At 51.1% G+C, this 22,949-nt stretch carries 21 protein-coding genes; 12 read left to right on the top strand and 9 right to left on the bottom strand.

Features of this window, described 5'->3' with window-relative positions; translation table 11 throughout:
• Nucleotides 1-6: 6 nt before the first annotated feature.
• From accC to fis, 6 genes are all read left to right on the top strand, one after another.
• On the top strand, nucleotides 7-1,353 hold the full coding sequence (gene accC, locus AC6IB1_RS15825) for an acetyl-CoA carboxylase biotin carboxylase subunit (protein WP_005501092.1): 1,347 nt from the start codon (nucleotides 7-9) through the stop codon (nucleotides 1,351-1,353).
• Nucleotides 1,354-1,537: 184 nt separating this feature from the next.
• Nucleotides 1,538-1,819 carry a YhdT family protein gene (locus AC6IB1_RS15830; RefSeq protein ID WP_497567441.1) on the top strand — a complete coding sequence of 94 codons (282 nt, stop codon included), beginning with the start codon at nucleotides 1,538-1,540 and terminating at the stop codon, nucleotides 1,817-1,819.
• Nucleotides 1,812-3,266, top strand: coding sequence for a sodium/pantothenate symporter (gene panF / locus AC6IB1_RS15835; RefSeq protein ID WP_497567442.1), 1,455 nt, complete (start codon nucleotides 1,812-1,814; stop codon nucleotides 3,264-3,266). Before AC6IB1_RS15830 ends, panF begins: the two co-directional genes overlap by 8 nt.
• Nucleotides 3,267-3,402: 136 nt before the next feature.
• Nucleotides 3,403-4,287 (top strand): 50S ribosomal protein L11 methyltransferase, encoded by an 885-nt coding sequence (prmA, locus tag AC6IB1_RS15840; RefSeq protein ID WP_497567443.1) that lies wholly within the window; start codon nucleotides 3,403-3,405, stop codon nucleotides 4,285-4,287.
• Nucleotides 4,288-4,434: 147 nt separating this feature from the next.
• On the top strand, nucleotides 4,435-5,400 hold the full coding sequence (gene dusB / locus AC6IB1_RS15845; protein WP_497569160.1) for a tRNA dihydrouridine synthase DusB: 966 nt from the start codon (nucleotides 4,435-4,437) through the stop codon (nucleotides 5,398-5,400).
• A 22-nt stretch (nucleotides 5,401-5,422) separates the two neighbouring features.
• A complete protein-coding gene (gene fis / locus AC6IB1_RS15850; protein ID WP_002542007.1) occupies nucleotides 5,423-5,719 on the top strand; it encodes a DNA-binding transcriptional regulator Fis in 297 nt (98 codons plus the stop codon).
• A gap of 149 nt (nucleotides 5,720-5,868) precedes the next feature.
• Here the strand turns inward: fis and ppnP are convergent, their stop codons facing one another.
• On the bottom strand, nucleotides 5,869-6,147 hold the full coding sequence (gene ppnP / locus AC6IB1_RS15855) for a pyrimidine/purine nucleoside phosphorylase (protein WP_497567444.1): 279 nt from the start codon (nucleotides 6,145-6,147) through the stop codon (nucleotides 5,869-5,871).
• Between the two features lie 181 nt (nucleotides 6,148-6,328).
• Nucleotides 6,329-6,745, bottom strand: a complete 417-nt coding sequence (gene zntR, locus AC6IB1_RS15860; protein WP_497567445.1) for a Zn(2+)-responsive transcriptional regulator — start codon at nucleotides 6,743-6,745, stop codon at nucleotides 6,329-6,331.
• 180 nt (nucleotides 6,746-6,925) lie between these two features.
• Between zntR and purH the strand changes: the two genes are divergently transcribed.
• A complete protein-coding gene (purH, locus tag AC6IB1_RS15865) occupies nucleotides 6,926-8,536 on the top strand; it encodes a bifunctional phosphoribosylaminoimidazolecarboxamide formyltransferase/IMP cyclohydrolase (protein ID WP_497567446.1) in 1,611 nt (536 codons plus the stop codon).
• A gap of 53 nt (nucleotides 8,537-8,589) precedes the next feature.
• Nucleotides 8,590-9,879 carry a phosphoribosylamine--glycine ligase gene (gene purD / locus AC6IB1_RS15870; RefSeq protein ID WP_497567447.1) on the top strand — a complete coding sequence of 430 codons (1,290 nt, stop codon included), beginning with the start codon at nucleotides 8,590-8,592 and terminating at the stop codon, nucleotides 9,877-9,879.
• A 27-nt stretch (nucleotides 9,880-9,906) separates the two neighbouring features.
• Here purD and AC6IB1_RS15875 read toward each other — a convergent pair whose 3' ends face one another.
• Entirely contained in the window at nucleotides 9,907-10,623 is a 717-nt protein-coding gene (locus AC6IB1_RS15875; RefSeq protein ID WP_497567448.1) for a DUF1481 domain-containing protein, read from the bottom strand.
• A gap of 42 nt (nucleotides 10,624-10,665) precedes the next feature.
• Nucleotides 10,666-10,938: a nucleoid-associated protein HU-alpha gene (gene hupA / locus AC6IB1_RS15880; RefSeq protein ID WP_002542017.1), complete on the bottom strand. Its 273-nt coding sequence runs from the start codon at nucleotides 10,936-10,938 to the stop codon at nucleotides 10,666-10,668.
• A 235-nt stretch (nucleotides 10,939-11,173) separates the two neighbouring features.
• Between hupA and AC6IB1_RS15885 the strand changes: the two genes are divergently transcribed.
• Nucleotides 11,174-12,355 carry a CNNM domain-containing protein gene (locus tag AC6IB1_RS15885; protein ID WP_497567449.1) on the top strand — a complete coding sequence of 394 codons (1,182 nt, stop codon included), beginning with the start codon at nucleotides 11,174-11,176 and terminating at the stop codon, nucleotides 12,353-12,355.
• A 59-nt stretch (nucleotides 12,356-12,414) separates the two neighbouring features.
• Here AC6IB1_RS15885 and AC6IB1_RS15890 read toward each other — a convergent pair whose 3' ends face one another.
• A complete protein-coding gene (locus tag AC6IB1_RS15890) occupies nucleotides 12,415-13,002 on the bottom strand; it encodes a YjaG family protein (protein ID WP_497567450.1) in 588 nt (195 codons plus the stop codon).
• Between the two features lie 93 nt (nucleotides 13,003-13,095).
• Between AC6IB1_RS15890 and AC6IB1_RS15895 the strand changes: the two genes are divergently transcribed.
• Both AC6IB1_RS15895 and AC6IB1_RS15900 read left to right on the top strand, forming a co-directional pair.
• The gene (locus tag AC6IB1_RS15895) at nucleotides 13,096-14,001 is read left to right on the top strand and encodes a D-2-hydroxyacid dehydrogenase (protein WP_497567451.1); all 906 of its coding nucleotides are present in this window, start codon (nucleotides 13,096-13,098) and stop codon (nucleotides 13,999-14,001) included.
• Nucleotides 14,001-14,588, top strand: coding sequence for a uracil-DNA glycosylase family protein (locus AC6IB1_RS15900; RefSeq protein ID WP_497567452.1), 588 nt, complete (start codon nucleotides 14,001-14,003; stop codon nucleotides 14,586-14,588). Before AC6IB1_RS15895 ends, AC6IB1_RS15900 begins: the two co-directional genes overlap by 1 nt.
• Nucleotides 14,589-14,764: 176 nt before the next feature.
• Here the strand turns inward: AC6IB1_RS15900 and hemE are convergent, their stop codons facing one another.
• Together hemE and nudC are read right to left on the bottom strand one after the other, a co-directional pair.
• On the bottom strand, nucleotides 14,765-15,829 hold the full coding sequence (gene hemE, locus AC6IB1_RS15905; RefSeq protein WP_497567453.1) for a uroporphyrinogen decarboxylase: 1,065 nt from the start codon (nucleotides 15,827-15,829) through the stop codon (nucleotides 14,765-14,767).
• Between the two features lie 220 nt (nucleotides 15,830-16,049).
• Nucleotides 16,050-16,820, bottom strand: coding sequence for an NAD(+) diphosphatase (gene nudC / locus AC6IB1_RS15910; RefSeq protein WP_497567454.1), 771 nt, complete (start codon nucleotides 16,818-16,820; stop codon nucleotides 16,050-16,052).
• 142 nt (nucleotides 16,821-16,962) lie between these two features.
• Here nudC and rsd point away from each other — a divergent pair, with 142 nt between their 5' ends.
• A complete protein-coding gene (gene rsd / locus AC6IB1_RS15915; RefSeq protein ID WP_497567455.1) occupies nucleotides 16,963-17,442 on the top strand; it encodes a sigma D regulator in 480 nt (159 codons plus the stop codon).
• A 257-nt stretch (nucleotides 17,443-17,699) separates the two neighbouring features.
• Here the strand turns inward: rsd and pnuC are convergent, their stop codons facing one another.
• Nucleotides 17,700-18,431 (bottom strand): nicotinamide riboside transporter PnuC, encoded by a 732-nt coding sequence (gene pnuC / locus AC6IB1_RS15920; protein WP_497567456.1) that lies wholly within the window; start codon nucleotides 18,429-18,431, stop codon nucleotides 17,700-17,702.
• Nucleotides 18,432-18,631: 200 nt separating this feature from the next.
• Nucleotides 18,632-22,846, bottom strand: a complete 4,215-nt coding sequence (gene rpoC, locus AC6IB1_RS15925) for a DNA-directed RNA polymerase subunit beta' (protein ID WP_497567457.1) — start codon at nucleotides 22,844-22,846, stop codon at nucleotides 18,632-18,634.
• Between the last annotated feature and the right edge of the window lie 103 nt (nucleotides 22,847-22,949).

The following is a 22,949-nucleotide window of genomic DNA, read 5'->3' on the forward strand; positions in this document are numbered from 1 at the left end:
GCAGCTATGTTAGATAAAATTGTCATCGCTAACCGCGGTGAAATTGCGCTTCGCATCCTTCGTGCGTGTAAAGAGCTCGGCATCAAAACCGTTGCTGTTCACTCGACCGCCGATCGCGATCTGAAGCATGTACTGCTGGCAGACGAATCTATCTGTATCGGCCCGGCTTCAAGCGTAGAAAGCTACCTGAATATCCCGCGTATTATCAGTGCGGCGGAAGTGACCGGCGCGGTCGCTATCCACCCGGGTTACGGTTTCCTGTCTGAAAATGCTGATTTTGCTGAGCAGGTTGAACAATCTGGCTTTATTTTCGTCGGCCCACGTGCTGAAACTATCCGCCTGATGGGTGACAAAGTCTCTGCCATCAACGCAATGAAAAAAGCGGGCGTACCTTGTGTACCGGGTTCTGACGGCCCACTGGATGATGACGCAGCGAAGAACAAGGCGTTCGCAAAACGTATTGGCTACCCGGTGATCATCAAGGCATCCGGTGGTGGTGGTGGTCGTGGTATGCGTGTGGTGCGCTCTGAAGCAGAGCTGACCGATGCCATTGCCATGACCCGCGCAGAAGCCAAAGCCGCATTCAACAACGACATGGTTTACATGGAAAAATTCCTGGAAAACCCACGTCACGTTGAAGTGCAGGTACTGGCTGACGGCCAGGGTGGCGCAATTCACTTGGGTGAGCGCGACTGTTCAATGCAGCGCCGTCACCAGAAAGTGGTAGAAGAAGCACCGGCGCCGGGTATTACTGCAGAAATGCGTAAATACATCGGTGAGCGTTGCTGCCGTGCATGTATTGAAATCGGTTACCGCGGCGCGGGTACGTTCGAATTCCTGTACGAAAATGGCGAGTTTTACTTCATTGAGATGAACACCCGTATCCAGGTTGAACACCCAGTAACCGAGATGGTCACCGGCATTGACCTGATCAAAGAGCAGCTTCGCATTGCGGCAGGCCAGCCTCTGTCATTCACCCAGGATGATATCCAGATCCGTGGCCACGCGATTGAATGCCGTATCAACGCTGAAGACCCTGAGCGCTTCCTGCCAAGCCCAGGAAAAATCACCCGTTTCCACGCACCAGGCGGTATGGGCGTGCGTTGGGAATCACATGTGTATTCAGGCTATACCGTGCCGCCACACTACGATTCCATGATCGGTAAACTGATTTGCTTTGGTGAGAACCGTGACGTCGCGATTGCGCGTATGCGTAACGCACTGCGGGAAACCATTATTGATGGCATCAAAACCAACATTCCTCTTCAGCTGGAAATCATGAAAGATGAGAATTTCCAGCACGGTGGTGCAAACATCCACTATCTAGAGAAGAAACTGGGCCTGCAGAAGTGATCCTGTCGGGCACGTCAGAAGGCTGCGCTTGCGCAGCCTTTTTATTTTCAACGCCCCGAAAAGAACAAAACTGAAGAGGATGATGCATATTCCTGTTACATTTTCGGCTCTTTTGTCACAATAGGCACCTTATCAACAGACTGTCTCACTGAGTCATAACACTCAGCCATTTCGGAGACTACCAATGAAAACACTCAGCCACCGCTACCGCCAGGCTCACAAGGAAGCCAAATGGGCGATAGCCCTTGCACTCGCCTATTTTGCATGGTGGTACGGATTTGCCTATATCCTGGCCCCGGAAGGCATGGAACAGACCCTACCGACACTCTATTTCGGCCTGCCACTGTGGTTTTTACTGGCCTGTGTCATCGGCCCCCTGGTATTTACCCTGTTGTGCGCACTGATGGTGAAATACCTTTTTAAGGACATGCCGCTCGATATCGAACAGGACTCGTCCAATGAATAGCCCGCTTCTCATTCCTATCGCACTGTATCTGGTTGCTGTTTTTGCCCTGGCACTTTATTCCCGCAGGCAAGGCGATCGCAGTGGCGGTTTCCTCAATGAGTATCTGCTTGGCAACCGCAGTATGGGTGGCTTTGTCCTGGCGATGACCCTTGCAGCCACTTATGCCAGTGCCAGTTCCTTTATTGGGGGGCCAGGTGCTGCGTATACAATGGGACTTGGCTGGGTGCTTCTGGCCATGATCCAGCTTCCCGCAGCCTGGCTGACACTCGGCGTGCTCGGCAAGAAATTTGCCATAGAATCCCGCCGGCATAATGCACTGACCCTTAATGATATGCTGTACGCACGTTATAAAAACCGCGCGGTAGTTATCTTCGCCTCCCTTGCGCTGCTGCTTGCATTCTTCGGTACCATGGTCGTGCAATTTGTGGGTGGAGCGCGGCTGCTTCAGACAGTCACAGGACTTTCCTACACCCATGGCTTGATACTGTTTGCCTTTACTGTCGGTGTGTATACCACCATCGGCGGATTCCGCGCCGTGGTGATGACCGATACCGTGCAGGGCATCATGATGATCATTGGCACCCTCGCGCTACTGGTAGGCATCATCCATGCCGGTGGCAGTCTGGGAGAGATGATCACCCGACTCCATGCTATTGATCCGGCACTTGTGACCCCCTATGGCCCGGACAACTTCCTGTCTGAACCCTTTATGCTGAGCTTCTGGGTGTTGGTCTGCTTCGGCGTTATTGGCTTACCCCATGCCGCCGTACGCTGCATGTCGTACAAATCCAGCCAGTCCCTGCACAAAGGCATGGTCATCAGCACTGCCATGGTGGCATTCCTGATGCTGGGCATGCATTTGGCAGGCGCACTGGGACGCGCGATTGTGCCGGAAATCGACAACCCGGACCAAATCATGCCCACCCTGATGATGACGGTACTGCCGCCAGTGGTCGCCGGTGTGTTCCTGGCAGGGCCGATGGCGGCAATCATGTCAACTATCGACTCCCAGCTCATTCAGGCCTCGGCGACATTGCTAAGAGATTTGTACCTGAATTACATCAATCCCAACGCAGCCCATGCCCCCGATACCGAAAGCAAGCTTCCCAAGCTTTCCCTGTGGGTAACGGGTATTTTCTCTCTGCTGGTGTTTATCGCCGCCACCAACCCGCCGGATATGATCATCTGGCTGAACCTGCTCGCTTTTGGCGGCATGCAGGCCGTCTTCCTCTGGCCACTGGTGCTGGGGCTTTACTGGAAAAAAGCCACTGCTGCTGGCGCGCTGGCTTCTATGATCACAGGGCTTGGCAGCTATGCTGTACTTTCTACGTTCAAACCGGACATGGAGGGCGTGCACGCGATTGTGCCATCACTGGCTATCAGTCTGGTCGCTTTCCTTCTGATCAGCAGTTTGCAGCACAGGAACGCCCATCCTGCGACTGTATAAACTTCTCTCTGGGCAGCATCTGCTGCCCTTTTTCTCCCCTTCCTAACCCTCACCGTGCTAAGGCTATGTGGGCTGACTACTTTTTATGCTAGACTCCGCCCCCTGAAATCGTCGTTAAACGAAGAAGTGAAGAACCATGCCTTGGATTCAAATCAAACTGAACGCTACCGCAGAAACCGCAGAAGCCATCGGTGATGTGCTGATAGAAGAAGCGGGCGCATTATCGGTCACTTTCCTTGACGCCAAAGACACCCCGGTGTTTGAACCTATGCCAGGTGAAACCCGACTGTGGGGCGAAACCGATATCGTTGCACTGTATGATGCAGAAACTGACATGGATGCCGTTGTGGCTATCCTGAAAAACAGTCCGCTGCTGGGTGAGAACTTCACGCACAAAATTGAACAACTGGAAGACAAAGACTGGGAACGTGCCTGGATGGACAACTTCAAGCCTATGCGTTTTGGCAAGCGCCTGTGGGTTTGCCCAAGCTGGTGCGAAGCGCCCGATCCGGAGGCCGTTAACATCATGCTGGATCCGGGTCTGGCCTTTGGTACCGGTACCCACCCTACTACCGCACTTTGCCTTGAATGGCTGGACGGGCTGGATCTGACCGGTAAGACAGTCATCGACTTTGGTTGTGGTTCCGGTATCCTATCGCTGGCTGCGCTGCTGCTGGGGGCAGAGAAAGTTATTGGTATTGATATCGACCCACAAGCGCTCCAGGCGTCAAAAGCCAATGCAGAGCGCAATGGCGTCGCCAATCGCCTCGAGTTGTACCTGCCGAAGGATCAACCGGAAAACCTGCAGGCAGAAGTGGTGGTCGCCAACATTCTGGCTGGCCCGCTTCGCGAACTCTCTCCTGTCATCAAAAGCCTGATCGCCCCAGAGGGTGTACTGGCAATGTCCGGTGTCTTGGATAGCCAGGCAGAATCAGTCGCGGACTGCTACCGCGATGAGCTCAATGTGGATGCGATTGTCGAGCAGGAAGAGTGGTGCCGTATTACTGCACACAGGGCCTAACCCAGTGATAATTGGCCATTTTTCGCACTAAAAATCTGAATTATCTGGCTTTTTGAAAAATCAAGCTAAAACGCTCAAATATTGGCCTTTTCAGATCGGGAAAAAATGCGTAAAATGCGCGCCCTTGCTGACATAGAAGGTATTGCCTTGCAGATCGGACCCTACAAATTGGAAAACAACCTTATCGTCGCTCCTATGGCCGGTGTGACTGACAGACCCTTCCGCGAACTTTGCTTGCGTTACGGGGCTGGCATGGCGGTAAGTGAAATGATGTCTTCCAATCCGGCGATGTGGCACACCGCCAAATCAAAAAACCGGATGGTCCATCTCGATGAGAAAGGGATCCGTTCTGTGCAGATAGCCGGTGCTGAACCGGCTCTGATGGCAAAAGCCGCACGCTTCTGTGTTGAAAACGGCGCACAGATCGTCGACATCAACATGGGTTGTCCGGTAAAAAAGGTCAATAAGAAACTGGCTGGCTCTGCACTGCTGACCCGGCCGGATATCATCGAGCAAATCCTAAAAGCAGTGGTTTCTGCGGTTGACGTCCCCGTCACCCTGAAAACCCGGACAGGCTGGGATCCGGACAACAAAAACTGTGTCCAGATCGCCAAAATGGCTGAAGACTGCGGCATTCAGGCACTGGCCCTTCACGGCCGCACGCGTGCCTGCATGTACAAAGGGGAAGCTGAGTACGACAGCATTAAAGCGGTGAAAGACGCTGTCTCTATCCCAGTGATTGCCAACGGGGATATCGATTCGCCTCAGAAAGCCAAATTTGTGCTCGATTACACAGGCGCAGACGCTTTGATGATAGGTCGCCCGGCACAGGGGCGTCCCTGGATTTTCCGTGAAATCCAACACTACCTTGCCACGGGTGATGCATTAGACGCACCGCCACTGGAAGAGGTCAAAACTATTTTGTTGGGTCATGTTCAGGAGCTTCACCAGTTTTATGGTGATCTTAAAGGACTGCGAATCGCGCGTAAGCACGTGGGCTGGTACCTGAAAGAACATGATCAAATTGGCGATTTTCGCCAGACTTTCAACGCAATCGAAGACGCTCAAGGGCAGATCGATGCGCTGCAAGATTACTTCGAAAACGTTGCATAAATACGAGAAGAGCTGACAGAGTATGTTCGAACAAAACCTGACTTCAGAAGCATTGACAGTGACTACTGTGACTTCACAAGATCAAATCACCCAGAAGCCACTGCGTGACTCAGTAAAAGCCTCCCTGAAAAACTACCTAGCGCAGTTGAATGGCCAGGAAGTCAACGACCTGTACGAGCTGGTGCTGGCAGAAGTTGAGCAACCACTGCTGGACACCATCATGCAATACACCCGCGGTAACCAAACCCGCGCAGCAACCATGATGGGTATCAACCGTGGTACTCTGCGCAAGAAACTGAAAAAGTACGGCATGAACTAATCATCCGAACGTAAGTTTCTGACGAAAAAGGCAAACCCTTTCAAGTGGTTTGCCTTTTTTGCATTCTGGCTTTTTCACAAGCCTTTTATACCAGGCCATAAACAAAAAAACGCCGCGCTGGCGTTTTTTTGTTTGATATGAGTGGCAACTTACAGGTATTCGCAGAAATATGCGGTGGTTTGCTCCACTTTCACCTGGAATGACGAATCGCCAGGCACTTCGAAGTCATCACCCGCGCCGTAGGTTTCCCATTCAATATGACCCGGCAGCTTCACGATCAGTTCACCTTTGACCACATGCATACGCTCCGGCGCAGCCGTGCCGAAAGTGTACTCTCCCACTTCCATCACACCCACGCTCAACGGGCCTTTGTTTTCAAAGCTGATGGACTTTACGCCCCCATCAAAATAGTCGTTTACCTTTAACATCTTTGTCCTTAACTCACTTGTGGCGCCCCTACTGTCGCCAGGTACTTGTATTTCAATGCCCTAGCGTCAGGAGAACCTATCCTTTCACTTTCCCTGACGCTACCACACTCTTATCATGTTCCCAATGCTTATTTTAGTATCAGGGTTGAGCATGGCGCTTCGCTCACTCAGGAAGCCTGCTTTATGACGATTCTGACGCCAGTGCTTCCAGAATCGAGCAATGACTGGCATCGTCATCAACATGACCACAACAGGCATCGTTGATCTTTTTCAGCGCAGCGCGGATCTCGGTTAATTCCGCAATTTTCTGATCCAGTTCATCAAGCTTTTTCTGGGTGATGCCCTTCACTTCCGCGCAGCTGTGTTGGGTCGCTTCCAAACGGATTTCCAGCAACTCCTGGATCTCTTCCAGCGTCAAACCGATGCGTTTGCCTTTGATAATAAAGTGAACACGCGATACCGCCTCTTGGTTATAAAGGCGATAGCCTGCTTCACTGCGCGAAGACGGCTGCAGCAGTCCCACTTTCTCATAGAAACGCAGCGTGTCGCCTGAAACACCTGTATGCTTGGCTAACTGTCCGATTTGTAACATCTTCATCCTTTCCTTCTCGCGTACTTTTGTGATCAAAACACAAAAGCAATCGATTGCGTCAATAATTTAGGTTAGAATATGCGCCGATTCAACCAAGGCTTCGCCGTAACGGGTATTTGGCAAAGCGGCTCTCTTGCGGCGGTTTTGCCAAATATCTTATCCCCCACATTTAAAGAGATAATAGTAATGGAAAACGCTCGTCCTATTCGTCGCGCATTGATTAGCGTATCTGATAAAACCGGCATTGTAGAATTTGCCAAAGCGCTCGCAGAAAAAGGGGTCGAAATCCTGTCGACTGGCGGAACTGCCCGGCTGTTGGCTGAACAAGGCCTGGCAGTGACTGAGGTGTCTGAGTACACCGGTTTTCCAGAGATGATGGATGGACGCGTAAAGACCTTACACCCGAAAGTCCACGGCGGCATTCTGGGTCGCCGAGAAACAGACGATATGGTTATGGATGAGCACGGCATCTCACCCATTGACATGGTAGTGGTTAACCTCTATCCATTCGCAGAAACAGTGGCAAAAAAGGGCTGCACACTGGAAGATGCGGTTGAAAATATCGATATCGGCGGCCCGACTATGGTACGTTCTGCCGCAAAAAACCATAAAGACGTGACCATCGTGGTAAACGCATCTGACTATGACCGCGTATTGGCAGAAATGGAAACGAATCACGGCTCGCTGACCCTGAAAACCCGCTTTGATCTCGCCGTTTCCGCCTTCGAACACACTGCCGCGTACGACGGCATGATCGCCAACTACTTCGGTACCATGGTGCCTTCTTATGGCTATCACACGCTTGATAAAGACGGGAAGGAAGGTGACGACGCATCAAAATTCCCACGTACGTTCAACCAACAATTCATCAAAAAGCAGGACATGCGCTACGGCGAAAACAGCCACCAGGCAGCGGCGTTTTATATCGAAGCCAACCCGGAAGAAGCTTCAGTGGCAACGGCAACTCAGCTTCAGGGTAAGGCCTTGTCTTACAACAACATCGCCGATACTGACGCCGCGCTGGAGTGTGTAAAAGAGTTTGTCGAGCCGGCATGTGTGATTGTCAAACACGCCAACCCCTGTGGCGTCGCGCTGGGTGAAAACATCCTCGACGCGTATAACCGCGCCTACAAGACCGACCCAACATCGGCATTTGGCGGTATCATCGCCTTTAACCGTGAACTGGATGCACAAACGGCACAAGCGATTGTTGACCGCCAGTTTGTGGAGGTCATCATTGCACCCCGCGTATCCGATGCAGCTGCAGACGTGATCAGTGCAAAGAAAAATGTTCGACTGCTGGCTTGTGGCGAGTGGAACACGCGAACCACCGGATTTGATGTGAAGCGCGTGAATGGCGGCCTGTTGGTACAGGATCGCGACCAAGGCATGGTATCTCACAATGACCTAAAAGTAGTCTCCAAGCGCCAGCCTTCTGAAGAAGAACTGCGTGATGCCCTGTTCTGTTGGAAAGTGGCGAAGTACGTAAAATCCAACGCCATTGTTTACGCCAAAGGCAACATGACCATTGGTGTGGGTGCAGGTCAGATGAGTCGCGTTTATTCTGCCAAAATCGCCGGTATAAAAGCCGCTGATGAGAACCTGGAGGTCGCTGGCAGCGTGATGGCGTCTGACGCATTCTTCCCCTTCCGTGACGGCATTGACGCCGCCGCAGAAGCAGGTATCACCTGTGTGATCCAACCTGGTGGCTCCATGCGTGATGACGAAGTGATTGCCGCTGCCGATGAACACGGTATGGCCATGATCTTTACTGGCATGCGCCACTTCCGCCACTGAGTATTTCTCACAGCCCAGATGCATGCTGGGCTGCCTTGATTGAAGGATTGAATATGGACGTATTGGTTATTGGTAACGGTGGCCGTGAACACGCCTTGGCGTGGAAAGTGGCACAGTCAGAAAAAGTAAACACAGTTTATGTGGCGCCGGGAAACGCTGGCACAGCACTGGAGCCCAAGCTTGAAAATGTGGCGATTGGTGTTGAAGACATTACAGCGCTGGTGGCATTTGCCAAAGAGAAAAACATCGCTCTCACCATTGTGGGGCCGGAAGCACCATTGGTGATTGGTGTCGTGGATGCATTCCAAGAGGCAGGTTTGCCCATCTTCGGCCCAACAGCAGCAGCAGCGCAGCTTGAAGGGTCAAAAGCCTTCACTAAAGATTTCCTCGCCCGGCACCAAATCCCGACTGCGGAATACCAAAACTTTACTGAGATTGAACCTGCACTCGCATATGTACGAGAGAAAGGCGCACCCATCGTGGTAAAAGCAGACGGTCTGGCTGCAGGTAAAGGGGTTATCGTGGCGATGACCCTTGAAGAAGCAGAAAACGCAATCCGTGACATGCTGGCAGGCAACGCCTTCGGCGAAGCTGGCAGCCGTGTTGTCATTGAAGAGTTTCTCGATGGCGAAGAAGCCAGCTTCATCGTGATGGTAGACGGTGAAAACGTACTGCCCATGGCTACCAGCCAGGATCACAAACGTGTGGGCAATGGCGACACAGGTCCTAACACAGGCGGTATGGGGGCATACAGCCCGGCACCGGTCGTCACACCGGAAATCCATGACCGTGTGATGAACGAAGTGATTTTCCCCACCGTGCGCGGTATGGCAGCGGAAGGGCATCCCTATACAGGTTTTTTATACGCAGGCCTGATGGTGATGGCAGATGGCACACCGAAAGTCATCGAGTACAACTGCCGTTTCGGCGACCCGGAAACGCAGCCTATCATGCTGCGCCTGCAATCAGACTTGGTTGAACTTTGTGAAGCAGCGATTGCCGGTAGGCTCGACACAGTCGAATCCAAGTGGGATCCACGTGCATCCATTGGTGTAGTGCTGGCGGCAGGCGGCTACCCAGCATCATACAACAAAGGGGATGTCATTTCCGGCCTGCCAACGGCTGAGCTGAATGCGGCGAAAGTCTTCCATGCAGGGACGGCAGAAAAAGACGGCAAGGTGGTTACCGCAGGTGGGCGCGTATTGTGTGCAACTGCCATGGGTGAAACGGTGTCTGAGGCACAGCAACGCGCCTATGAGCTGGCATCACAAATCAGTTGGGATGGTATGTTCTACCGCAATGATATTGGCTATCGTGCCATTGCCCGTGAACAGGGCGAGTAATCGGCTGTTCAGAATGTCAAAACGCGCCTACGGGCGCGTTTTTTCATTCAGAGGTTTATCCCTTGTCAAACGGGGCATTTCGAAACAGTTCACGCTGCCGTCACCCAGGACAATCATGGTTTCCACGGTATTGATGTCTCCCTCTACCGTGCCAACCGCAGCAATGAAAATGTCTTCCTGTCTCAGGCGTTGCTGGACATCTTCAGGAAAAGCAACGGCGAATTTAAGTGTTTTTACATCACCGGTCCCACACTCTTCAAACTCCCTTTGATTCCCGTGTCCCTGAAAGAAGTATTTTTTGTTATTTCCAAGCGTCTGGGCGGTTTCCAGCGCCTTTTGAGCCTGTTGGTAATAGCGAACCAGCTCTGTGCTTCGAATGGGCAACAAAACGCCATTCAGGCGGTATTGCTGATACACCGCCTGACCTTCAGAGTCGTAGCGAATCAATACCCATTGATGCTTCAGTTCACCGTCAATCAGGGTGTTTCCTTCACGCAGGATTTCACGCACCACGCCTTTTCGCCAGCGATATTCTGATGAGTACTGCCCATGCTCACCCATGATGACAAGTTCAGTGAGGGTTTCAGGAAAACGTTGGTGTTCATCGAGCCAGAAAATACGGGTGGTGTTACCCTGCACGGTGGCTGTTACGGTTTGGACAGAAGGTTGAAGGATCTCTGTCGAGCTGCAGCCCGCCAAAGTCAAAAAAAGAGAGAAAACGAGGAGAGATGCCCTTACACGCATAAATATCCGCCAAAACAAGAAATTGCTTTGGCGGAGTATAACTTACTTCACTGCGTCTTTAAGCGCTTTGCCCGCAACAAACGCAGGAACGTTTGCCGCTGCAATTTGGATTTCCTGACCAGTTTGTGGGTTACGGCCTGTGCGCGCAGCACGGTGGTTAACTTTAAACGTACCGAAACCGATCAATTGAACCTGGTCACCGTCTTTCAGTGCACCTTCGATACCCGCCAGAGTCGCTTCTAAAGCTGCTTTAGCTTGTGCTTTAGACAGGTCTGCTTTTTCAGCAATCAGGTCGATCAAGTTGGTCTTGTTCATTAGGTCTTCCCTTCTTAGGTTTTCTTGAGACAAGTGAACTCTAATTCAAAAGAAGCCCGGCTGGCAAAGGTTTGTGGCACTACAAGTGACTGTCTGCAGAGTCTTTAACCACAAAGTGAGCGCATCCTCACAAAATATGGGGTATATTTTCGCTCCAACTCTTGTATTTACTGCGCTCAGACCCGATCTTTCACGCTAGTATTAGTCCTGTTTATTACATTAACGCTGGAAAACAATGATCCTGCTAATCATGTTTGTGGCACTGTCTATCGGTGTCTCATTTATCTGTTCGGTACTCGAAGCCGTGCTTTTGAGTATTACCCCGAGTTATCTCGCCCAAATGCGACAGCAAGGTCACCCTGCTGCAGGCCGTCTCTCTACACTGAAAGAGGACATTGATCGTCCTTTGGCCTCCATCCTGACCCTGAACACCATTGCCCATACCGTGGGTGCGGCAGCATCCGGTGCTCAAGCTGCCAAAGTGTTTGGTGATGCCTGGCTGGGGGTGTTCTCTGGTGTCCTGACCCTGGCAATACTGGTGCTGTCAGAAATTGTGCCGAAAACCATCGGCGCAACCTACTGGCGTCAGTTAGCACCAAGTGCGGCCACCATACTTCGCTGGATGGTATGGGCGTTGACCCCGTTTGTCTGGGCGTCAGAACAATTAACCCGCCGTCTGGCGCACGGTAAAGAGCAACCCAAGCTACGTGATGAAATCTCCGCCATGGCAATGCTGGCAAAAGAAAGTGGCGAACTGGCGGATGACGAATCCACCATGCTGACCAACCTGCTGAATCTGCGTGACGTACCAGTGACAAAACTGATGACACCGCGCCCGGTACTGTTTCGTGTTGATTCAACCATGACTATCGAAGATTTCCTGCGTGAGCACCACGACACGCCGTTTTCTCGCCCGCTGATCTATGTTGAATCTCGCGATAACATCATGGGCTTTGTGCACCGCCTTGAGCTCTTCTCTGCGAGCCAGCACGGTAAGGGCAAAAAGCAGCTGGGCACCCTGATGCGTCCTATTCCCGTGGTTCTCGATTCCACTGTTGTCACAAAAGCGTTTGACCGACTGATGGCGCAACGCTCACAACTGGCATTGATTGTGGATGAATATGGTGATGTTCAAGGCATCATCACCCTGGAAGATATCTTTGAGCATCTGGTGGGTAAAGAGATCCTCGACGAGGCTGACACCACCTCAAACATGCAAGCGCTGGCTCAAGAGCGCTGGGAAGACTGGAAAGAAACCCACGGCGTGATTGAGAGTAAAGATGACGATGACGACGAAGACGAGGCAGAGAAAGCGGCAGACGTCGAAAAAGCGGTAACCGGGGAAGCTTCTCAGGAAACGCCAGAGAAAGACGAGAGTGCACCTGACATGCCAAGTGACGAAAAAGCGCAGAAGTAAGAACAGGAAAACGGGCCATCATCAGGCCCGTTTTCATTCCGCTCATCTACGTAGCAACTTTAAATTGACAGCCCCAGATTGCTGATCCCTTCTCCGCGCAGTTCGTTTCGGATACCACGGATCATTTCCACATCACGTTCTTTAGCTTCTCTCAGTGCACGGAAGATGGCCCACTGCACATCCCACTCCGCACACACGGATTCCACTTCTTTCTGGTTTTCATTGGTCACTTCAATGCCGGTTTGCGCTTCTTCCAGTTGCGCTACGCTTGCCACAGATTGTTGGCTGATTTTCAGTACAGACTCCATCATAAGATCGCGGTCAAGCAGGGTGTGGATCAAGGTTGACATCGCCACACAGGCATCAATCGCCGGATACACCAGATAGAGGTCAAATTCCTCGGTGGTCGGGATCAGCGCTTCCAGTTTTTCCAACTGACGCTCAAAATTGATCTTGGCGTTTTTTACTGTCAGCACTTCCCACACTGCATCAAGCAACTGCCGGAAAGCTTGCGGATCAGCAAACGCCGTTTGCTGGCAAAACACCGCATAATTGGGATACATGCGCTCCACCAGCGCCGCCATAAAAGTGATATGCTGCCAGGAATCAAGTTTCTCGAGTCGCAGCTGGATCGGGTTTTGTAACATGGTCTGCCGTCTACAGTGGTTACCGGCGGACTACGCCGGAATGAAATTTTGCGCAAGTTTACTTGATAACTGCCATGTAAAAAAGGAACAGGTGTGAACCAACTTTATCTTTGCTCCGCGCAGCAGGAACGCTATCTGGCACTGCTTGAGGATGCCGCCTTGCCGGATCTGGTCCTCACTGACGATGTAGAAAAAGCCAACATTATCCTGGCCGATCCCCCTAAACTGGCTCCCAAGCTGGAAAACGCGCGTAATCTCAAGTGGCTGCAATCTACTTTTGCCGGTTGTGACGCCTTGCTCGCCAAGCCAAAAACCGACTACTTGTTGACCAATGTTCGGGGTATTTTCGGCCCCTTGATGTCAGAATATGTGTTCGGACAGCTTCTGGCCCTCACCCGCCACTTTCCCCAATACCTTGATGCACAACACAAACAACAGTGGTCCCCCATTCCCTATCAGGGACTGGCGGGCAAATGCATGGTAATTCTGGGTACAGGCTCAATCGGCGCACACCTGGCCTCCACCGCCCGCCACTTTGGCATGAAGGTCATGGGCGTCAGCCGCTCAGGCAATCCTGTTGTACCGTTTGATGAGGTGTTGACAACAGCACGGCTGACAGAGGCCCTATCCACGGCGGATGTCATCGTTTCGGTATTGCCTTCCACACCGGACACCAAAGGCTTACTCAGCCAACATATCCTGTCAGCCTGCAACCAGGCGGTTTTATTTAACGTTGGTCGCGGCTCGGTATTGGAAGAAGAAGGCCTGCTGAAAGCGATTGAGCAAGGGCATATCCGTCATACGGTGCTGGACGTGTTCACGCACGAACCGCTTGATGCCGCACATCCTTTCTGGAAACATCCTTCTATCACCGTTACGCCACATATCTCTGCCGAAAGCGTCCCTGAGCAGGTGTTTGGCATCTTCGTGGAAAACTACAAACGCTGGCGGGACGGCGAGCCACTGAACTTTGTGATGGATTTTTCACTGGGATACTGATGACAGACAAGCCACTCGCCTTGTTGCTGGACAGGGTCCGTGATTGCAGCCACTGTAGCGCGCACTTGCCTTTAGGCCCACGTCCGGTGGTACAAGCCGCACCATCAGCAAGATTGTTGATTATCGGTCAGGCACCGGGCACACGGGTGCATAAAACCGGTATTCCGTGGAATGATCCCAGTGGCGATCGCCTGCGCGAATGGCTACAAATGGAGAAGGAAACGTTCTACAACCCAAAACAGGTGGCCATTATGCCTATGGGGTTTTGTTATCCGGGCCGCGGCCATTCCGGCGATCTGCCACCGAGGCCTGAATGTGCACCGATGTGGCACTCACCGATTACCTCCCTGCTGCCTGACATCCAGCTCACCCTGTTGATTGGCGATTATGCGCAGCGTTATTACTTAAAAGACAAACCCAAAACCCTGACCGAAACGGTGAAAGCCAACACCTGCTGGTCACCGGAATTTATAGCACTGCCCCATCCCTCTCCCCGTAATAATCTCTGGCTCAGGAAGAATCCGTGGTTCGATACGGAAATCCTGCCGATGCTAAGAAATCGCATTGATCAGCTTTTTATCCAATAAACAGCTTTTTGATGCACGAACTTTATCAATCCAAAGCAAGCCAGAAATAATTCATTGTTTATTAAACAGTTTAATGGAGTGTTCAGCTTTTTAAGCAAAATTCCCGACGAACCTTGTACAGCATAGGAGAAAGAAAAAGGCCAGCAAACGCTGGCCCTGACAGTGATGAAATTCGGTTATTGGTGGTACGGTTTAGAAAGCTCGTGTACCGCATCGACAAACACACCTGCATTTTCAGGTGGCACATCCAGGTGAATGCCGTGACCCAGGTTGAATACATGGCCAGAACCATTACCAAAACCTTCAAGAATGGTGGCCACTTCCTGACGGATACGCGCCGATGAGGCATACAGCATCGATGGGTCCATGTTGCCTTGCAGCGCCACTTTATCGCCGATACGGCGCTTGGCGTCTGCCATGTCAACGGTCCAGTCCAGACCCACACCATCACAACCGGTTGCCGCGATTTTCTCCAGCCACATACCGCCGTTTTTGGTAAACAGGGTCACTGGCACGCGACGTCCATCGTTTTCGCGGATAAGGCTATCAACAATCTTATGCATGTACTGCAATGAGAAATCGTTGTAGTCGCGTGGCGTCAATACACCGCCCCAGGTGTCAAATACCATTACCGATTGCGCGCCCGCTTTGATTTGCGCATTCAGGTATTCAATCACGCTGTCTGCCAGCTTATCCAGCAACAGGTGCAGGGTTTGAGGCTCGGCGTACATCATCTTTTTGATTTTGGTAAAGGCTTTCGAGCTGCCGCCTTCTACCATATATGTCGCCAACGTCCATGGGCTGCCGGAAAAGCCGATCAGCGGCACTTTGCCCTCCAGCCCTTTACGGATGGTACGCACGGCATTCATCACGTATTGCAGTTCACCTTCCGGATCCGGCAAACCGATTTTTTCCACGTCAGCCTTACAAGTGATTGGGCGCTCGAATTTCGGGCCTTCACCGGCTTCGAAATACAAACCCAGGCCCATCGCATCGGGGACAGTCAGGATATCAGAGAACAGGATAGCTGCATCCAGATCATAGCGGCGCAGCGGCTGTAAGGTAACTTCACACGCCAGCTCGGCATTTTTGCACAATGACATAAAGTCGCCAGCTTCCGCGCGGGTTGCCTTATACTCAGGCAGGTAGCGGCCAGCCTGACGCATCATCCATACCGGGGTGTAATCTACCGGCTCTTTTAACAACGCGCGCAAATAACGGTCATTCTTTAATTCTGTCATTGTCTATATCCTGCAAATGGGTTAACGCTATTGTACCACCCTCTAAGGACAACAAAAGACACCCTTTGTGGAGGCGATCAAAAATATCATCTCCAGTGATACCGTCTATTTGCCGGAAAATTAATGACATGTTAAAAAATACATAAATAACAAAATGTCTGATAGACACTACCCATAATCGCATCTTACCCGCCTCCCTACGGCGGGCTTTTTTTGCCTGCTACCTGCTGGTACTTGCGGCTGATACACACGCCTCAATCAGACGTCTGGCAATGGTGCCTTTCGGTGCCACCAGCGGAAGATTATCGGCACTAAACCAACGCGCATCCGTCAGTTCTTCATAGTCAGGGTTAATGTCACCACCGGCATAGTCAGCAATAAAACCCACCATCAGGTTGGACGGAAATGCCCAAGGCTGGCTATCGAAATAGCGAATATTACAAACCTCTATCCCTGTTTCTTCTTTCACTTCGCGCGCCACGCACTGCTCCAGCGTTTCCCCCATCTCTACAAAACCGGCCAAGACAGTGTACATGCCATTTTTGTGGCGGGGATGATGTGCCAGTAAGATGTGATCTCCTTTTTTCACTGCCACAATCACGCACGGCGATATCTTTGGGTAGTGCACTGTATCGCAAGATGGACAAACCATCGCTGGGTAGGAAGCTTCAAAGTGATTTGGATCCCCACAGTGACTGCAAAATTTTTGAGTCTGACGCATATAATCCAGTTGGATTGCACGACCTGCGAGATTGAATAACGTGGCAGGTAAATGAAGCAGGCTTCTCAACCCATCAAACTCAGTATCAAGCGCACAACGATGCATATCTGCATACACAACAGGATGCCCTTCATAACAACCAATTACGTAGCTTGCTTCAACGCATTTATCCAATTGATTTTTTGGGATAAGTGGAAGCTTGTGATCGATCTGCCATAGTTTCCCATCAGTTACACAACACAGGTATACAAGATCTTTTTGATCAGACATAACACAACTTCGATCCTTGCTTAGCCAGACAATTTGGGGCACTCTAAATTCAGTAACCTGATGTTAGACAATTGATGGCCTGAATGATATGGCTGTAATCCTATAAACGCGCTCAGGTGCGCTGATCATGAGGAACGTGGTCATGCTAAACAAACTTGAAAAAACGCAACAACAGTGGGGCGGCTACAGTGATGTGATCGACTACTGGTTAACGTTAAGACAGGAATTGTTGGTCCAGTATTGTAAAGTTGCTGGTCTTTCCGGCAGCAAAAAAAATTGTCTGCCTACCGAAGAAAAATTGAACCGTTTCTGTGAGGCACTGGTGGATTATATTTCCGCTGGCCACTTCAAAATCTATGACATGGTGATGGAGCACTGGAAAACAATTGGTTTTTCGACCAACGAAGAGATCGATAACCTGTATTTCCATATCGTAGAAACCACTGAGCCGTTACTGAACTTTAATGACAAGTACAGTGATTTTGTTCTGGATGACGATAACTTCGCAGGCTTTGATAATGATATCTCAATGGTGGGCGAAATCATGGAAATGCGCTTTGAAAAAGAAGACAAGTTGATCCAGCTGATTGCAAACAGCCTTTCCATTTCTCCCAAGGCATAAAACCCTTTACCCTGTATTCCAACTGGTGGGTAACGCAGGCGTAAACCTGCCAGATTGCAACAACAATTGGCAGGCTACATATCAAGATTTCATTGAACGGTAAGGGTATTTAAGACGATGAAGGCCATCATCTGCTTTTAGCACATCTTCGCTGTCTGTATAATCTGCGACGCCTTCTGAAACATCTGCTTTATATATCACGCCCGCTCAAAAATCTGATTTTATCTATACCGATATACGATCTCGTTTTATGGATCTTACACCTCTTTTTCCTTAAAGGTGCCAGCACGAGGCGTTGCCAGCTGTATCCATTCCCGGGTACCATTCATCGCGATAAAGAGCAGGATTGCGTATTGTAATGACAATACATAAACACCTTGCGCCGCATACAAGCCAACACTGATAATGTTGATGACTACCCACAGAATCCAGTTTTCAACGTACTTACGTGTCATCAGGATTTGCGCCACCACAGACAATACAGTGACCGCTGAATCCCAGAATGGAAAAGCGTCAGGTTGTAACGCTGGATGCGCCAGATCAGCACCGAAAAGATTCAACCCATCAACGGCCACGTTTGCCAGTGCAAAAAAGACAGGATCAATATATAGCGTCATCAAGGCGACACTGACCACACTCACCAAGACAGTGACCATCAATTTGCTTTTCTCTAGCCAACGTACTTTCAGGCGCTCACCATTTGCCATTGGGTGAGTCCAAGCATACCAACCATACACGTTGGCACAGAAGAAAAACACCTGCAGGAGAAGAAGGGCATAAAGCTGGATCTGGTAGAAGATAACAGCAAACAAGGAAACATTTATCAAACCAAACAGGTAGTTAATTGTTTTTTCTTTGCTGGCAAACCAGATACATAGTAGCCCAAACACAGCAGCAATGGCTTCGATCCAAGACATCGCATAGCCACCTACGCCTAACGGAATATGTACCAAGGTGTTATTGATATCAAACAAAGCTAAAAGGTTCATATTATCACCTTAACAGAATGGAATGATGTGATGGTAAAGAAGTGCGAGGGGAAACAGAGAACGAATGCTTCCCTGATCGCAGCCAAATCTGACTTCCACCCAATTCTCCAATTCAGGATGAGTGGGTGATATGGCATTCCCCTGGCGCACAAAAAAGGCATCCCGAAGGATGCCTTTTATAATATCAAGTTAGCGAGGAATTAGTTATCGTCACTCAGGCCTGCATTGAGCAGCGCAGCCAGATCCTGGGATGCCTGTTCAGCATCGATTTGCGGTGCAACTGGCTCTTCTACCACATTGCGACGCGCTTGGCGGGCCTTGTGGTAAGCAAAACCGGTACCCGCAGGGATCAGGCGACCAACGATAACGTTCTCTTTCAGGCCGCGCAGTTCGTCGCGCTTGCCTGATACTGCCGCTTCGGTCAGAACGCGGGTCGTTTCCTGGAACGATGCCGCAGAGATGAACGATTCGGTAGCCAGAGACGCTTTGGTGATACCCAGCAGATCGCGCTCGAAGGTTGCAGGCTGTTTGCCTTCTGCTTCCAGCATACGGTTCGCGATAGTCACGCGAGAGTACTCAACCTGCTCGCCTTCCAGGAACTCAGAGTCACCGGCAGACAGGATAGTCACTTTGCGTAGCATCTGACGAACGATAGTTTCGATGTGCTTGTCGTTAATCTTAACGCCCTGCAGACGGTAAACGTCTTGTACTTCGTTGGTGATGTACTCAGTTACCGCGCGCACGCCACGAAGACGCAGAATGTCGTGTGGAGACTCTGGACCGTCAGCAATGACGTCACCTTTCTCAACCTTCTCACCTTCAAATACGTTGAGCTGACGCCACTTAGGAATCATCTCTTCGTAAGGCTGGCCTTCAGCTGGCGTGATGATCAGGCGGCGTTTACCTTTGGTTTCTTTACCGAAGGAAACGGCACCTGAGATCTCAGCCAGAATCGCTGGCTCTTTCGGCTTACGTGCTTCGAACAGGTCTGCAACGCGTGGCAGACCACCGGTGATATCTTTGGTACCGCCAGATTCCTGAGGAATACGTGCCAGTGTGTCACCGATACCTACCATGGCATTATCATCCAACTGGACGATTGCTTTACCCGGCAGGAAGTACAGTGCTGGCATTTCAGTACCAGGGATCATCACGTCGTTGCCCGCTGCATCAATCAGCTTCACAGCAGGACGCATGTCTTTACCCGCAGAAGTACGCTCAGCCGCATCCAGAACCACCATCGAAGACAGACCGGTCAGTTCATCGGTTTGACGTTGAACGGTGATACCGTCAATCATATCAACGAACTGGATACGACCTTCCACTTCCGTGATGATTGGCATGGTGTGCGGATCCCAGTTAGCCACGGTTTCGCCCGCGTTAACAGCATCGCCATCTAGCTTACTCAGCACACAGCCGTAAGGCAGCTTGTAGCTTTCCTTGGTACGGCCAAACTCATCAACGATAGTCAGCTCAGAAGCACGCGATGTGATCACCAGCTTACCAGCGTTGTTAGTAACAAATTTCGCATTGTGCAGGTGCATAGAACCGTTGTTCTTCACCTGGATGCTGCTTTCTGCTGCCGCACGTGATGCCGCACCACCGATGTGGAACGTACGCATCGTCAGCTGGGTACCTGGTTCACCGATTGACTGTGCCGCGATAACACCCACTGATTCACCATGGTTAACCAGATGACCACGTGCCAGGTCGCGACCGTAGCAGTGTGCACAACAACCGAAGTCGGTTTCACAGGTTACAACAGAACGCACTTTCACCTGGTCTACAGAGTTTTGCTCCAGGATGTCACACCACTTCTCGTCAAGCAGAGTGTTACGTGGCGCCAGTACTTCATCAGTACCCGGCTTAAGCACGTCTTCTGCAACCACACGGCCCAGAACACGCTCACGCAGTGCTTCTTTAACGTCACCACCTTCGATAACCGCCATCATGTTGATACCTTCTGAGGTACCACAATCGGTTTCGGTTACTACTACGTCTTGTGCTACGTCTACCAGACGACGGGTCAGGTAACCGGAGTTCGCTGTCTTCAGTGCGGTATCTGCCAGACCTTTACGCGCACCGTGGGTCGAGATGAAGTACTGGAGTACGTTCAGACCTTCACGGAAGTTCGCGGTGATTGGCGTTTCGATGATCGAACCATCCGGTTTCGCCATCAGACCACGCATACCCGCCAGCTGACGGATCTGTGCCGCAGAACCACGCGCACCGGAGTCGGCCATCATGTAAACGCTGTTGAACGACTTCTGCTCTTCCTCTTCACCGTCACGGTTAATCACGGTGTCGTAAGACAGGTTATCCATCATCGCTTTAGCAACTTGTTCGTTTGCTGCCGCCCAGATATCGATAACTTTGTTATAGCGTTCGCCAGCCGTTACCAGACCAGACTGGAACTGCTCCTGAATTTCAGCAACTTCAGCTTCTGCCGCTTCGATCAGGTCGTATTTCGCCTGTGGGATCACCATGTCGTCGATACCAACAGAAACACCAGACAGTGCCGCGTAAGCGAAACCGGTGTACATGATTTGGTCAGCGAAAATAACGGTGTCTTTCAGGCCCAGTTTACGGTAACAGGTGTTCAGCAGTGCAGAGATCTGCTTCTTGCCCAGCGCCTGGTTAACAATGCTGTATGGCAGGCCTTCAGGCACGATTTGCCACAACATAGCACGACCAACCGTGGTGTCCACCAGCTCAACTTTCTCAGAGCGGTTACCCAGCTCGTCGAACAGTACTTCTTTGATGCGGACTTTAACGCGTGCATGTAGTTCAGCATTACCGGTGCGATAAGCTTTTTCCGCTTCCGCAGGACCGGACAGGTAAAGGCCTTCACCTTTTGCGTTAATCTTGTCGCGGGTCATGTAGTACAGACCCAGTACAACGTCCTGAGAAGGTACGATGATTGGATCACCGGACGCAGGAGACAGGATGTTGTTAGTCGACATCATCAGGGCACGCGCTTCAAGCTGTGCTTCCAGTGTCAGAGGTACGTGAACAGCCATCTGGTCACCGTCGAAGTCGGCGTTATATGCCGCACAAACGAGTGGGTGCAGTTGGATTGCTTTACCTTCAATCAGCACGGGTTCAAACGCCTGGATACCCAGACGGTGCAGTGTCGGTGCACGGTTCAGCAGTACTGGGTGTTCGCGGATAACTTCATCCAGGATATCCCAAACCACCGCTTCTTCGCGCTCAACCATTTTCTTCGCCGCTTTGATGGTGGTCGCCAGACCACGCGCTTCCAGCTTGCCGTAGATAAAGGGTTTGAACAGCTCAAGTGCCATCTTCTTAGGAAGACCACACTGGTGCAGACGCAGGTATGGACCCACGGTGATTACCGAACGGCCAGAGTAGTCTACACGCTTACCAAGCAGGTTCTGACGGAAACGACCTTGCTTACCTTTGATCATGTCTGCCAGAGACTTCAGAGGACGCTTATTCGAACCAGTAATGGCACGACCACGGCGACCGTTGTCCAGCAGGGCGTCAACTGACTCTTGCAGCATACGTTTTTCGTTACGTACGATGATGTCAGGTGCAGCCAGATCCAGCAGGCGCTTCAGACGGTTGTTACGGTTGATAACACGGCGGTACAGATCGTTCAGATCTGAGGTCGCGAAACGACCGCCATCCAGTGGTACCAGCGGACGCAGATCCGGCGGCAGAACTGGAAGCACAGTCAGGATCATCCACTCAGGATTGTTTCCAGACTGCAGGAATGCTTCAACAAGCTTCAGGCGCTTGGTGATTTTCTTGCGCTTGGTTTCAGAGTTGGTTTCTTCCAGCTCTTCGCGCATCAGTTCAGCTTCAGCGGCCAGATCCATGTTCGCCAGCAACGCTTTCACTGCTTCGGCACCCATGCGGGCATCGAATTCATCACCCCATTGCTCAAGCGCGTCAAGATACTGTTCTTCAGACAGCATCTGACCACGTTCAAGATCGGTCATACCTGGTTCGATCACAACGTATGATTCGAAGTACAGAACACGCTCGATGTCACGCAGAGGCATGTCCATCAGCAGGCCGATACGGCTTGGCAGTGATTTCAGGAACCAGATGTGGGCTACGGGTGAAGCCAGCTCAATGTGACCCATACGCTCACGGCGCACTTTGGTCTGAGTAACTTCTACACCACATTTTTCACAGATCACGCCACGGTGCTTCAGGCGCTTGTATTTACCACAAAGACATTCGTAGTCTTTTACCGGGCCAAAGATACGTGCACAGAACAGACCGTCACGCTCAGGCTTAAAGGTACGGTAGTTGATGGTTTCTGGCTTTTTCACTTCACCAAATGACCATGAACGGATCATGTCTGGTGAAGCAAGACCGATTTTGATTGCATCAAATTCTTCGGTCTTGTGCTGTGCTTTCAGAAACTTAAGTAAGTCTTTCACATTCGGCTCCTGTGAGGAGTTGACCCATAAAAGTGCAGACACTCTGCACTTTCATATTGATACCGGAAATTCCCTTTGTATTTGAGATGCAGCCTTATTGCTG

The organism is Grimontia sp. THUN1695 (genome assembly GCF_059704325.2).

Coding starts and splice junctions, on each gene's coding strand:
- hemE (WP_497567453.1), bottom strand. CDS start 15,829: ATGACAGAATTAAAGAATGACCGTTATTTGCGCGCGTTGTTAAAAGAG.
- ppnP (WP_497567444.1), bottom strand. CDS start 6,147: ATGTTAAAGGTAAACGACTATTTTGATGGGGGCGTAAAGTCCATCAGC.
- prmA (WP_497567443.1), top strand. CDS start 3,403: ATGCCTTGGATTCAAATCAAACTGAACGCTACCGCAGAAACCGCAGAA.
- purD (WP_497567447.1), top strand. CDS start 8,590: ATGGACGTATTGGTTATTGGTAACGGTGGCCGTGAACACGCCTTGGCG.
- nudC (WP_497567454.1), bottom strand. CDS start 16,820: ATGTCTGATCAAAAAGATCTTGTATACCTGTGTTGTGTAACTGATGGG.
- fis (WP_002542007.1), top strand. CDS start 5,423: ATGTTCGAACAAAACCTGACTTCAGAAGCATTGACAGTGACTACTGTG.
- AC6IB1_RS15875 (WP_497567448.1), bottom strand. CDS start 10,623: ATGCGTGTAAGGGCATCTCTCCTCGTTTTCTCTCTTTTTTTGACTTTG.
- AC6IB1_RS15885 (WP_497567449.1), top strand. CDS start 11,174: ATGATCCTGCTAATCATGTTTGTGGCACTGTCTATCGGTGTCTCATTT.
- accC (WP_005501092.1), top strand. CDS start 7: ATGTTAGATAAAATTGTCATCGCTAACCGCGGTGAAATTGCGCTTCGC.
- hupA (WP_002542017.1), bottom strand. CDS start 10,938: ATGAACAAGACCAACTTGATCGACCTGATTGCTGAAAAAGCAGACCTG.
- rsd (WP_497567455.1), top strand. CDS start 16,963: ATGCTAAACAAACTTGAAAAAACGCAACAACAGTGGGGCGGCTACAGT.
- AC6IB1_RS15900 (WP_497567452.1), top strand. CDS start 14,001: ATGACAGACAAGCCACTCGCCTTGTTGCTGGACAGGGTCCGTGATTGC.
- pnuC (WP_497567456.1), bottom strand. CDS start 18,431: ATGAACCTTTTAGCTTTGTTTGATATCAATAACACCTTGGTACATATT.
- panF (WP_497567442.1), top strand. CDS start 1,812: ATGAATAGCCCGCTTCTCATTCCTATCGCACTGTATCTGGTTGCTGTT.
- AC6IB1_RS15830 (WP_497567441.1), top strand. CDS start 1,538: ATGAAAACACTCAGCCACCGCTACCGCCAGGCTCACAAGGAAGCCAAA.
- purH (WP_497567446.1), top strand. CDS start 6,926: ATGGAAAACGCTCGTCCTATTCGTCGCGCATTGATTAGCGTATCTGAT.
- zntR (WP_497567445.1), bottom strand. CDS start 6,745: ATGAAGATGTTACAAATCGGACAGTTAGCCAAGCATACAGGTGTTTCA.
- AC6IB1_RS15890 (WP_497567450.1), bottom strand. CDS start 13,002: ATGTTACAAAACCCGATCCAGCTGCGACTCGAGAAACTTGATTCCTGG.